Annotated in this window: 17 protein-coding genes; 14 read left to right on the forward strand and 3 right to left on the reverse strand. The window is 58.9% G+C overall.

Going from position 1 to position 11719, the window contains the following annotated elements:
- The first annotated feature begins 56 nt into the window (after positions 1-56).
- Entirely contained in the window at positions 57-548 is a 492-nt protein-coding gene (locus tag LD110_RS09045; protein WP_225498472.1) for a YajQ family cyclic di-GMP-binding protein, read from the forward strand.
- Positions 549-567: 19 nt separating this feature from the next.
- Here the strand turns inward: LD110_RS09045 and LD110_RS23870 are convergent, their stop codons facing one another.
- Both LD110_RS23870 and LD110_RS09055 read right to left on the reverse strand, forming a co-directional pair.
- Complete coding sequence (locus LD110_RS23870) at positions 568-1677, reverse strand: site-specific integrase (protein WP_225498473.1); 1110 nt, start codon at positions 1675-1677, stop codon at positions 568-570.
- Entirely contained in the window at positions 1677-2264 is a 588-nt protein-coding gene (locus LD110_RS09055) for a helix-turn-helix transcriptional regulator (protein WP_225498474.1), read from the reverse strand. Before LD110_RS09055 ends, LD110_RS23870 begins: the two co-directional genes overlap by 1 nt.
- 96 nt (positions 2265-2360) lie before the next feature.
- Here LD110_RS09055 and LD110_RS09060 point away from each other — a divergent pair, with 96 nt between their 5' ends.
- The 12 genes from LD110_RS09060 (at position 2361) to LD110_RS09115 (ending at position 10105) form a co-directional block, all read left to right on the forward strand.
- Positions 2361-2549 (forward strand): AlpA family transcriptional regulator, encoded by a 189-nt coding sequence (locus LD110_RS09060; protein WP_225498475.1) that lies wholly within the window; start codon positions 2361-2363, stop codon positions 2547-2549.
- The gene (locus LD110_RS09065; RefSeq protein ID WP_225498476.1) at positions 2549-2719 is read left to right on the forward strand and encodes a hypothetical protein; all 171 of its coding nucleotides are present in this window, start codon (positions 2549-2551) and stop codon (positions 2717-2719) included. Before LD110_RS09060 ends, LD110_RS09065 begins: the two co-directional genes overlap by 1 nt.
- A gap of 64 nt (positions 2720-2783) precedes the next feature.
- A complete protein-coding gene (locus LD110_RS09070) occupies positions 2784-3044 on the forward strand; it encodes a DUF3039 domain-containing protein (protein WP_225498477.1) in 261 nt (86 codons plus the stop codon).
- Positions 3041-3316: a hypothetical protein gene (locus LD110_RS09075; protein ID WP_225498478.1), complete on the forward strand. Its 276-nt coding sequence runs from the start codon at positions 3041-3043 to the stop codon at positions 3314-3316. The genes LD110_RS09070 and LD110_RS09075 overlap by 4 nt, the downstream gene beginning before the upstream one ends.
- A gap of 30 nt (positions 3317-3346) precedes the next feature.
- On the forward strand, positions 3347-4459 hold the full coding sequence (locus LD110_RS09080) for an AAA family ATPase (protein WP_225498479.1): 1113 nt from the start codon (positions 3347-3349) through the stop codon (positions 4457-4459).
- Positions 4456-4659, forward strand: coding sequence for a hypothetical protein (locus tag LD110_RS09085; protein WP_225498480.1), 204 nt, complete (start codon positions 4456-4458; stop codon positions 4657-4659). The genes LD110_RS09080 and LD110_RS09085 overlap by 4 nt, the downstream gene beginning before the upstream one ends.
- A 2-nt stretch (positions 4660-4661) precedes the next feature.
- The gene (locus LD110_RS09090; protein WP_225498481.1) at positions 4662-4835 is read left to right on the forward strand and encodes a hypothetical protein; all 174 of its coding nucleotides are present in this window, start codon (positions 4662-4664) and stop codon (positions 4833-4835) included.
- Entirely contained in the window at positions 4832-5032 is a 201-nt protein-coding gene (locus LD110_RS09095) for a hypothetical protein (RefSeq protein WP_225498482.1), read from the forward strand. The genes LD110_RS09090 and LD110_RS09095 overlap by 4 nt, the downstream gene beginning before the upstream one ends.
- Positions 5029-5256, forward strand: a complete 228-nt coding sequence (locus tag LD110_RS09100; protein ID WP_225498483.1) for a hypothetical protein — start codon at positions 5029-5031, stop codon at positions 5254-5256. Before LD110_RS09095 ends, LD110_RS09100 begins: the two co-directional genes overlap by 4 nt.
- Before the next feature lie 205 nt (positions 5257-5461).
- Positions 5462-6253, forward strand: coding sequence for a hypothetical protein (locus LD110_RS09105; protein WP_225498484.1), 792 nt, complete (start codon positions 5462-5464; stop codon positions 6251-6253).
- 179 nt (positions 6254-6432) lie between these two features.
- Positions 6433-6774, forward strand: a complete 342-nt coding sequence (locus tag LD110_RS09110; RefSeq protein WP_225498485.1) for a hypothetical protein — start codon at positions 6433-6435, stop codon at positions 6772-6774.
- 316 nt (positions 6775-7090) lie between these two features.
- Entirely contained in the window at positions 7091-10105 is a 3015-nt protein-coding gene (locus LD110_RS09115) for a phage tail tape measure protein (RefSeq protein WP_225498486.1), read from the forward strand.
- Between the two features lie 418 nt (positions 10106-10523).
- Here the strand turns inward: LD110_RS09115 and LD110_RS23625 are convergent, their stop codons facing one another.
- The gene (locus LD110_RS23625) at positions 10524-10655 is read right to left on the reverse strand and encodes a hypothetical protein (protein WP_263855069.1); all 132 of its coding nucleotides are present in this window, start codon (positions 10653-10655) and stop codon (positions 10524-10526) included.
- A 170-nt stretch (positions 10656-10825) separates the two neighbouring features.
- On the opposite strand from LD110_RS23625, the gene efeU reads away from it, so the two are divergent.
- The gene (gene efeU, locus LD110_RS09120; RefSeq protein WP_225498487.1) at positions 10826-11677 is read left to right on the forward strand and encodes an iron uptake transporter permease EfeU; all 852 of its coding nucleotides are present in this window, start codon (positions 10826-10828) and stop codon (positions 11675-11677) included.
- Positions 11678-11719 lie beyond the last annotated feature (42 nt).

The following is an 11719-nucleotide window of genomic DNA, read 5'->3' on the forward strand; positions in this document are numbered from 1 at the left end:
CAACAGACAAGCGGGCCCCGTAGGCGGGTTCCGACCCCCACAAGCGAAGGAGAGTCATGGCAGGCGAATCGACGTTCGACGTTGTCAGCAAGGTGGATAAGCAAGAGGTCGCCAACGCCCTCAACCAGTCCCAGAAGGAAATCGCCCAGCGTTACGACTTCAAGGGAGTCGGGGCGGAGATCGACTTCAGCGGCGAAAAGATCCTGATGAAGGCCAACTCTGAAGAACGGGTCAAGGCTGTGCTGGACGTATTCCAGTCCAAGCTCATCAAGCGTGGAATCTCACTCAAGTCCCTCGACGCTGGCGAACCGTACGCCTCAGGCAAGGAGTACCGGCTGGAAGCGTCCATCAAGGAGGGCATCGCGCAGGACATCGCCAAGAAGATCAACAAGATCATCCGCGACGAGGCGCCCAAGTCCGTAAAGTCCCAGATCCAAGGGGACGAACTTCGCGTCTCCTCCAAGTCCCGTGACGACCTCCAGGCAACCATGGCCATCCTCAAGGACTTCGATGAGGCCGACCTCCAGTTCGTCAACTTCCGCAGCTAGGACCGTTTCTGCCGCGTGATTACAGGGAACTTTTCCCCGCAGTCCGCGCAGAGTCCGCAGAATCCCCGAGGACCGCAGCGATCAGCCTTGATCCTGCGGTCCTCGTTTTGTCTTCGGCTGTGGGCCACAGGTGGGAGTAAGTATTCAAGGTGATCGAAGGAGTTGCGTGGCCAAGGGCACGCTGCACGGTCACAACGTCACACCCATCAGCGATGAGGCCGGAGGCGTAGAAATGCCGGAGGTCATGCAGCGTGAACTCGCCTATGCCGGCAGCCTCGCGGACCTGCCGCCATCGGTCAGCCGCCGAGTTCCGGTTGAAGTAGGTTCCGCCATACCCGAAAAGCCATCGCTCGTCACCGAAGACGCCGATGGTCTCAACGTGCCGTGCGATGGTCTGGATCAGTTCACCGGCCACGTAGACGACGCGCTCGGAGCCGTGCTTCGGCGGAACAACCTCGGCCTCTGCTTTGGTGCTCCCCTGGATCTGCCGAGAAACGCTGATGGTCCTGCGCAGGAAATCCACGTCCGCCAATTGCAGGCCCGCTGCCTCGCCCAGGCGCAGTCCTCCGAAGGCACAGACAGAAATGAAGGGGGCAAACCAGTCTGGTGCGGCCTCAAGTGCCTCCCCGACCTGCTCAGGCGTAGGAATGGTCATTGCAGCTTCACGACGGCGTTCACGGGGCAGCTTCGCCCCGGTGCAGGGGTTTTCCGCGATGACCTTATCCGTGACTGCGGCACGGAAGGCGGAGCTGATGATGTTGAAGTAGACCTTCACAGTGGCTGGGGCCAGTCGAGCTGACATTCCCTTGACCCAAGCCTGCACATGCGAAGGCAGGATTGACCGTATCTGGGATTCCCCGAACGTGGCCACTGCCAGCGCCTGCTCGGCTTTCAGCTTGGTCCCCGTAGCCCAAACCTGGGCAGCGGCCCATTGCTCGAACCACTGAGCGAACGTGATCTTCCCTGCCTTCGGATCCACGTACCGGCCTGTGACAACAGACGCCGTGACTTCATCAAGCCACCTCTGGGCGTCTATCTTCCGCGGGAAGTGCCTGGCATGCTCTTTCCCAGCGCCGTCCCTGTAGCGAGCTCGCCAGGAACCGTTGTCACGCTTCTGGATGCTCGCCACTAGTTCGCCTTAGCCTGTTCGTCAGGCTGGCCAATAAATCTTTCCCACGCCGCGAAGGGATCAGTGTAAATCTCTTCGATTGTCTCTGGAATCGGCTCATTGCGAGCTCGCTTAAGCGCCATTTCCGGGGTTCGGCCCGACAGCATTGCCACCGCTGTGGATGCAATCTCTCGCAGCCTCTCATCCCTTTCTGTCATGGAGACCGTCGTTCCTTCCCGCAAGAAGTGTTCGAGTTGTTCTCTGCTCGCGATTAGTCGGGACAGGCCGCTTGTGGCGGTCGTGAAGCTTTCACCCAGGGACTCGAGTCGGTGAATAAGGTCGGCTTCGAGGCGACTGTACTCGGCTACCAGCATCATCTTTTCCAGCGATACGCCAAGCATGGCTGCGATGGCCCTAGCCTCACCTAGCTTGACAGGCCGTTCACCTGACTCAATCCGAGAAACGGTTGTCTGATGAAAGATTCCCCAGCCGGACTCGATAAGTCTTCGACTCAGTTCGCCTTGAGACCATCCGAGTCGCTCTCGGTGCATCTTCATGTTCGCCCTGAACCGTTCTTCATCAACGTCAGGTTCTGGCATTTCACTCATATCCACACCTTCTCACCAATCAGCATTGACAGTCAACACAATTCAGCCTTATGCTGATTCGTGTAGAGAAAAATCACAAGACGTTAGGAGAGTGGCATGGACACGTTCCCTGAACTTTTAGTCATCGATGAAGTGTCTGAACTGACGCGAATCCCTGTCGCCACACTGAGGTATTGGCGGCATCAAGGGACTGGCCCCAAGGCTGCTCGGCTCGGTGGACGCCTGGTTTATAAGAAGGCTGACGTTATCGGCTGGGTCAATCAGGCATTTGAGAGCGCGGCCTGATGGCAACCACCGTCCGGAGCACCACGGGAACGGCCCCACTGACCTTCGAACAGATCGGCCCTAACCAGGTACTCATCCAGCTTGAGGACGGATCCCAACAGATATACCGACTCAGCGACCTGCTTGCGGCTCTCGGTGTCCCAGCACCGGGAACGAGCAGCACGCAGTAACGCACAAGGGAACCCCTAACCCCCTTAGCAACCACCACCACGAAACGTAAGGTCTCTCAGAACCATGTTGAACGCAGCCACCACCACCCGACCCACCAACCGCCGTGCAGCCGAATACCCCAGTGTTCTCCTGCACTACGTCCGCAAGTCCAACATCACGGAATCAGCCGTTCTCGGAACCGACATGCACGCACTCTGCGGTTTCACGTGGACAGCCGACAAAACCAATTACGCTGCAACCGCGAATCCGGGCCGATCCAAAGGCGTGATCTGCCCAATGTGCGCCGACATGTTCGCCAACCTTCCCGTAGGAGGCGGCGAATGAGTGTCCGTCCCGTTCTCGAAATCGACCTCCGGCAGTACGTCACCCCTGGGGACAGCACCCCCAACTACCCGGCATTGATCCGCAAACTCTCAGGCACGCAATTGCCCGGAGGAACAGTGATCAACCTCAGAGTCCACAACTTCCCAGTGTTTGAGGAAAACCTGTCATGGGTCCGCCCGGACTTCCACATCCAGCCGACTGGGCCTAGCTGGGAGAACAACTTCGAATGGGCGCAAGCCCTGTACCGCATCCAACAAGCCGAGGCTGCGTGACAGCAGCCACCCGAACCGCCCTGCGTGTAGATGAGCGCACACGCAGGGCACAACCCCTTGAACAAACACCACGCAGCCAAGGACAAGAACTTGACCGAATCCAAGCTCGCCCCCTCCGTCACAGCCGACTGGCTTCTCTCCCAGTACTTCCCGCCCGTCAACTACGTCATTGATGGAATCATCCCCGAGGGCCTGACTCTCGTAGTCGCCCCACCAAAATTCGGCAAATCATGGTTCGTTCTGGACCTCGCCGTGAACACCAGCAACGGAACACCAGCCCTCGGTTGTGTCCCCACCAAAGCCGCCCCTGTTCTATACCTCGCCTTGGAAGACGGGCTACGCAGGCTACAAGGCCGACTCCGCACCCTCGGCGTCACCCATGCAAGCAACCGCCTCTCTTTCCTCACCCAAGTACCCCGCGGTGACATGCTCGCAACCATCCAGGAGTACATGGATCTGCATCAGGGCAAGAATCCCGTGGTCATCCTCGACACTCTCGGCAAGGCAATGCCCCCGGCCATCGGTGGGGAAACGCAGTATGACCGCGACTACCGGGTAGTGGGTGCCCTGAAACGGCTTGCTGACGACAACCCCGGCTCAGCGGTGATCCTTGTCCATCACACCCGCAAGATGGAGTCCTCGGACTTCCTTGACGCTGTTAGCGGCACACAGGGCATTGCCGGTGCTGCGGACACGATCCTCGTCTTCAAGCGCTCCCGCCTGGATAAGCAGGCAAGCCTCCTAGTCACCAGCCGTGACGCAGCCGAAGGCGAGTACCTGCTGGACCAGCCAGACACGGGCAAATGGGTACTCGCAGGCGGATCCCGCACAGAAGCAGCGAACGCCGCAGCCGCAGCCAAGAACACTGAGGACGTTGGCGACAGGATGGCGGAAGTCATTGCCCTGATAGGCAGGTACCCCGAGGGAATACGGGCCAAGGACGTTGCGACATTGCTCCACTTGGACGACGGACAGGCAAGGGTGTACCTGCGAAGGGCTTTTGAAGCAGGCCGCATCGAGTGCCCCAAACGTGGCCTGTATACCCCTGTTACATCTGTTACGAGTGTTACTTCCGACCCTGAATTATTCGAGAACGTAACACAAGAAACACATGTAACACCCCTATCTGGGGAGGCCGCATGACTGACGCCGAGCTGGCCGAGTACTGGAAGTTCCAAACCATCTATTGGCGGAACCTCGCGCTCACCTACCATCAGGCGCTCTTGGCAACTAAGAACCGTCCCGAACGTCATCACGGGCACACCACATTGCACCGTGATCCCACAGGCACCAAAGCCGTCAACAACGTCACACGCGAACGCCGGAACAAGAAGGACTCCTAGCAATGGCTTACGACTACTCAGAGAAACAGATTGAAGTCTGGGACTGGCCAGCACAGGCCACCACTTGGCGGCTCAAGGCCGAACATGCCAAGCAGGAAGCCGGCTACTGGATGCGCAAGGCCATGGCGCTACAGGCCCAGCTAGACATGTACCAGCAGAGGGAGGAAGCCGCATGACACATCCATTCTTCTCAGATCCTTCCGTGGCCAGTCTGCTTACTCCTGACGTTGTTGCCTTCTTGCTGGCCAACCAGCCGCCCGAGGATTCCTCACCCGAGTTCAGGGCAGGCTACTGGGCAGGCAAGGCAGCCATAGCACACCTGGAAACACTCGAACTAAGGCAGCGGATCCGCGAACTAGAGGCAGACGCATGAATTTCAACCGCCCATTCACCACAAGCCCAGACAGGTACTGGGAGAACGTCGAAGGCTCCTTCCGGACATACGCCAAAGCGGCAGTAATCCAACACTCAGACGGAACCCCATTACCTGGCGTGGCGGTATTCCGCGACAAAGCACTACTTGGCATCCTCACCACCGAAGATGCCCTTCGCCTATCCAACGAACTCGTAGACGCAACAGAAAGGACACCCAGCTAATGGACTGCAAATGCACCGAAGTAAAACGCATGGTCATGTGCGAGCTGGGGCGCGGCAACGGCCCCTGCCTCAGCGCACCGGACACACCGCAACCCACCAACACGTCAGAACCCCCACTACTCGGTTCTGACGCCCTCATCAAAACCCTGGCGACAGCACTCGGCGGGGCCAGCGTAGTAACCAACATCGAAGGAAACTAACCACCATGTTCCATGAAATCCGCAACGTCTCCCGCACCTTCAACAACCTCGGCGTCAACCTCCCCGCTGAATCCGCGAACGCCCTCGAATTGGCCGACGCCATCCTTGAGAGCACCACGGAATCAGCCGGCGCGGCCCTCAACCAGTCCATCATCGACGGCGAAACCACCATCAAGAACATCGCTGACAAGCTCCGCGAAACAGCCCTCGCCATGCTCATAGCCGAACGCATCCCACAGGCCGCGCACGCCACACAGGACGCCGTAAACCGCGCGTTCTTCGCAGGGATCCGCAACAACGCTGACGACCTCGTAAAAGCCCTCAGAACGCCGTTCGACAAGGCTGCGGCAACCATCACACAAGCAGGTCGACACTTCGCACCAAACGCCAACCCTGGCACTGTCCTCGCAGCAGGCGCGGACGCAGCCAAGGCATGGGAGAACCTCGACGCCGCACGGAACACCATGATCCAGATCCGCAACGCACGCACCATGATTGCCGACGCGGAACGCGACAACATCCCCAAGTACCTGCACTACATCGAACCAACCAACGACCTCGCACGAATCAACCATGCCGAAGCCCTGTTCCAATCCATGGGCGACCCGTTCCACCAGCTCACCTACGCTGGCCACAAGCTGCGACTCAACACCGCAGCAGAAGCCAAGGCGATGCTTACCAAAGCCACAAGCGCAGCACATGGAGCAGCACAAAAGGCCGAGGACGCAGCACGCGCCGCACGCATCGCAGATCCACACTCAGAGGTCAACATCCGCAAGGCACTCGCAAGCGCCTAGCCACAAAGACCGCTGGCCTCCCTCACCTAACAGTCTCCGAGGGAGGCCAGCACCCCCCACCGGGGTACACCAAAGGGGCAAGGCGACCTAGACCGCCGGTGAGGGCGCTCGGGTGTTTGCAAAGCAGTTAGACCCAACAGGAAGGAGGCCGGCAGGTGCCTGGCCCGAAAGCTAATCCGATGAAGCCGAACTCTCGGCATCGCAGTCCTGGCGCTAGATCCGGGCTGATTGAGCTGCCCGCTGAGGGCTGTGATTTGCCCGTACCGACGCTGCCGAAATCGGGAAATTGGTCCACGGAAGATAAGAAATTGTGGCGAAATCTCTGGAAATCACCGCAGGCGAACGAGTGGGACGACAGTTTTATCCCTGCTGTGGCCGCTTATGTGTGTCATGCCAGGGCTGTTTATGAGGGTACGGCGAGTGCTTGGCAGGCGCAGGAGATGCGGCATCTTGGAGGGCAGCTTGGTCTTACTCCTGCCGGGATGTTGGCGCTCGGTTGGGTGATCCGGCATGAGCAGTAGGCGTCTGGCTAGACGTAATGCCATTGCTCCTGTCATTCCAATTTCGGAGGATCCGAACAGGGTTGTCCAACGGCAAATTGATTCCCCGAGAGGGCCAGTGAGGGGCTGGTTTAGAGGCGGCGTGTGTTACCGGGTCCGGATAGCAGGCGTCACTTACGGATGGGGCGAGGGGCCTGACGTGTGGGCCGCTGTGCTGGATGGAAGCTTCCGGCCAATCGACTTCGGCAAGCACAACAAATAACCGAATAGCGAGACCTTATGTTGTTGCCCGCTTATGGCGGGCTTTTTTGTACCCAGAATCAGGAAGTTGGTAGTCATGGCAGACCGCCGTGTGAAAGTGATCTTCAGTGCGGAGATCCAAAATTTTAAGAAGGCTATGGAGGAAGCCGCTCAGGCTACTCAGAAGACGAAGAAATCCTCTGAGGAATCGTCTCAGGCCGCTGACACTTATCTTGGGAAGCTTGTCCAGTCGGCTACCAAGAATAAAGAGGCTTGGGAGCGGACTGGCGCGGTCATTGCCGGTGTTGGCGCGATCACGGTTGCTGGCGTCGGGCTGGCGGTCAAGTCATTCGCTGACTTCGACAAGCAAATGTCCTCGGTGCAGGCATCCACGCATGAGACCAGCGGGAACATGGAGCAACTGCGCGAAGCCGCGATGAAGGCCGGTGCTGATACGGCGTTCTCCGCTACAGAGGCAGCGCAGGGTATTGAGGAACTAGCCAAGGCTGGCGTGTCCACGAAGGACATCCTCGCAGGCGGCTTGCAAGGTTCCCTCGACCTTGCCGCGGCTGGTGGTTTGGGTGTTGCTGAGTCGGCTGAGATTGCTGCGTCAGCTTTGACTCAGTTCAAGCTATCCGGTGACAAGATCCCGCACTTGGCTGACTTGCTGGCGGCTGGTGCTGGTAAGGCTCAGGGTTCCGTGCAGGATCTTGGGATGGCGTTGAATCAGTCGGGTCTTGTGGCGGCGTCCACGGGTTTGACGATTGAGGAAACGACTGGTTCCCTGGCGGCGTTTGCTTCTGCCGGTTTGACTGGCTCGGACGCTGGCACGTCTTTCAAGACGATGCTCATGTCATTGAACCCGAACAGCGCCGCGGCTGCGTCCAAGATGCACGAACTCGGCATCAGCGCTTATGACGCGCAGGGCAATTTCGTTGGCATGACGAAGTTCGCTGGGATCCTGCAAAACAGCCTCAAGAACCTGTCAGATGAGCAGCGTAACGCAGCTCTGAAAACGATCTTTGGTTCCGATGCCGTGCGTGCCGCGAATGTCCTGTATGAGCAGGGCGCTGAGGGCATCCAGAAGTGGACTGACGCAGTGAATGATGCAGGCTATGCGTCAGATACGGCACGGATCATGCAGGATAACCTCGCCGGGGATATTGAGAAGCTTGGCGGGTCCATCGATACGGTGTTCCTCAAGTCGGGTTCCGGCGCGAATGACTTCCTGCGCGGCTTGGCTCAGAGCGCTGAGGATGTTGTTGACTGGATCGGCAAGATCCCGGCCCCGATCCTCAATGCTGGTGCCGCGATTGGCGGCATTGTCGGTGTTGCTGCTCTGGGTACTGGCGCGTTTCTGAACTTGACTCCAAAGGTTCTCGAATCTATGGAGGCGTTCAACAAGCTTGCGCCTGCTGGGTCTAGGGCGCGTGGGGCGCTTGTTGGAGTTGGCAAGGCCGCTGCGGGGGCTATGACTATAGCGACTTTGGCAGTTGTCCTCGGAAAAATGGCCGAGGCGGACTACATGTCAAAGATCGATACGGGCATGGGTCGTGTCGCGAATGTCCTTTCGGATGTTTCGCATAACGTGCCCGGCGCTAATGCGGCGCTAGATACCTTGTTCAAGAACAAAGAGGGCAAGGATCTTATCAATGACGTAAACAGCCTTGATTCCGCGTTGAAACGGACTTTCCATCCTGACGCTGGACGTCAGTTCAACGACTGGGGCGAGAACCTGGCCAACATGTTTACCGGGCTTGAGGGATCCTCCCATATCCTTGCCGGGGCATTTGATCGCATCGACAAGCAGATGGCGACACTGGTTAGCAGCGGTAGTGCTGATAGTGCGAAGAAGATTTTCGAAACGATCAAGACTGCCGCGGAAAAGCAGGGCATCGGCATTGATGAGCTGAAGAAGAAGTTCCCCGAGTACGCAGACGCGCTCCAAGGCGCTGAGGCTGATTCGAAGAAAGCCGCTGAGTCTGGAGATAAGGTGGCCGGCTCAATCGAGGGCGTGGGCACTGCCGCGTCCGGATCAAAGGCTTCCGCTGAGGATATAGCCAAAGCCCTTGAGGATGTTGGACTTGCCGCGGACGGCTCCGTTACGGATATCGACAAGTTCACGCAGTCACTATTCAACGCTGGCCTGCTGAATCTGTCTGCCTCTGACGCGGCGATCCGATACCAAGACGCCATCGACAAGATGACCGAATCGGTCGCGAAGAATGGCACGTCACTTGATCTAAACACGGAGCAGGGCAGGGCTAACCAGGCCGCTTTCAACGACCTCGCAAAGGCTGGGATTACTGCCGCCGAGGCGCATGCCAAGGAAACCCTCGCTAGTCAGGGCTCAGCAGCGGCGCAGGCGGATCTTCAAAGTTCGCTTCGAACCAGCTATGACGACCTCGTTGCAGCAGCAGGTCAGCTTGGAATCACGGGTGATGCAGCGGACACGATGGCACGTAAGGCTCTCGGCATTCCCAAGAATGTCAATATTGACGCTTGGATCGCTGACCATGCGACACAAACCCTCGATGGAATCAAGGCAAAGGCTGACAATCTTGATGGCCGGGTTGTCAAGACGAAGGTCGAGACTCTTATCGAGACGATTGACAGGCATGTTCAAGAGTCTGAATACCGTGGGGATCCGCAGCTTGCTGGGTTGCCGCGCGGTTTCACTGGTGGCCGTGTCCGGTCGCTTATTGGGTTCGCTGACGGTGGCATCGTTCCTGGTGTAGCGCCGGCTGACCCAACATCTGACAACGTTTTGGCGATGGTCAGTGGGCAGCCTCTCATGGTGCGCTCTGGTGAGTGGATCATCAACGAGTCTAGCTCGCGCAGGTATGACCGGGAGTTGGCGGCAATCAATGCGGGCCAGTTCCCGAAGCTTCCAGGCTATGCGGTGGGTGGACGTGCTGGCCGTGAGTACTCGGCTCAGTCGCTTGGCTGGGCTCCAAACAGCCCTTCCAGAGGTGTTGGAGACGTGACCGTGTATGTAACCAATCCGTTCACGGGCGAAGAGGTACAGGCAGTGGTTCGAGCGGTGGCTTCAAACGAGGTCGCAGCAGGCATGAACCACGTGGCCACCATTGCGGGCGGGCGCTCCCGCTGAACTAGTGAGCCCCGAGTATGAAGATTCCAACATACTCGGGGGGCTCATGCTTTCCTATCGGGATTCGGGGCTTGTGATCTTTGCATGATCATATGATCACTATTGTTGCGCATATGCTCATAGTGATACCATCTTCTTAGTCTTACGTGGTGGTTCGACTGAGCAAATAGGAGTCCGCGCTGTGGTGGTTGCGGACTCCTATTGCTTTGCTGTGACATGGCCCAGTCCGCAACTAGTCCGCAAGAGGTCCGCAAAAGGCCAGTTTTTGCCCATCGACCTCAACCACAAGAACCGCGGAATCTAGCGGATTTCAACACCGGTCAACATCACCCAACCAGCGGACCCCAGTTCGTCAACTTCCGCAGCTAAGCAGGAGCAGACGGCCAGTTTTTGGCACCCCCTCCTACTTGAAGTCGCCCTAAGCGAAGGCCCAAACGACGGCCCGGTCACCGCCACCCCAGGTGACCGGGCCGTCGTCGTACTCCTTCACGCCCAGGTGGGCCAGCGGCGAACCGGACCCCACATTTCCGCCGGTTCCCTGAGTGGTCAAGACTGCACTGCCACTCAAGGCACTCAACACGCGCACCAAGGTTCGCACATCGGGTGGAGTAACTTTTCCGCGCAATTAGGACATGAATCTTTTGCCTAATCAGTTTCGACGTGTAAAGTCCTGTGTTTAGGTGAGCCTAAGATTGGCTCCCCTAACAGAAGGTGCTTTGCATGACAGCCAACTTCCTCATCGGCCTGCGTGAGGGCCTCGAGGCGACCCTGATCGTCGTCCTGTTGATGGCCTACCTCACTAAGAGCGGCCGCCGTGGGCTGCTCCCCCGCCTTTGGGCGGGAGTGGGCATTGCCGTTGCGGTGTCCGCCGCCTTTGGTGCCCTGCTGACGTTTGGCCCGCAGGGTCTCACGTTCGAGGCGCAGGAGGCCATTGGCGGAGGCCTGTCCATCCTCGCCGTCTGCTTGGTGACGTGGATGGTCTTTTGGATGGCGCGCACGGCGCGCACGCTCGGCAGCGAACTCCGTTCGCGCGTAGACGGAGTCGCCGACGGTGCTGCTTGGGGCCTGATCCTTGTCGCAGCCCTGGCTGTTGGCCGGGAGGGGCTGGAAACAGCCCTATTCCTGTGGGCGGCCGCCCAGGCCAGCGGCGAATCCTCGACGCCGCTTGTCGGAGCCCTGCTTGGGCTGGTCGTTGCCGCGGGACTCGGCTACCTGCTGCATCGCGGCGTGCTGAAGGTCAACCTCTCCCGCTTCTTCACCTGGACCGGCGCGGCCCTGGTGGTCATCGCGGGCGGCGTCCTGGCCTACGGAGTACACGACCTCCAGGAGGCAGGAATCCTGCCGGGGCTGCACAGCCTTGCCTTCGACGTCTCGGCCGCCGTGCCGCCGTCGTCATGGTACGGGACGCTGCTCAAGGGAACGCTGAACTTCTCGCCGGCCACAACGTGGCTGGAAGCAGCCGCCTGGATCCTGTACGTCATCCCTGTCATGTTCTTCTACCTCAAGACCACCGTGCGTCCGCCGGCAACACCGGTTGAGGCACGCTCGGCGACGCCCGTCGTCGCGTCCTAAACCGACCACGGCACACTCCAACAACACAACCAAGGAATCCCC

This window comes from Arthrobacter sp. M4 (genome assembly GCF_020251205.1).
Lineage (GTDB): Bacteria > Actinomycetota > Actinomycetes > Actinomycetales > Micrococcaceae > Arthrobacter.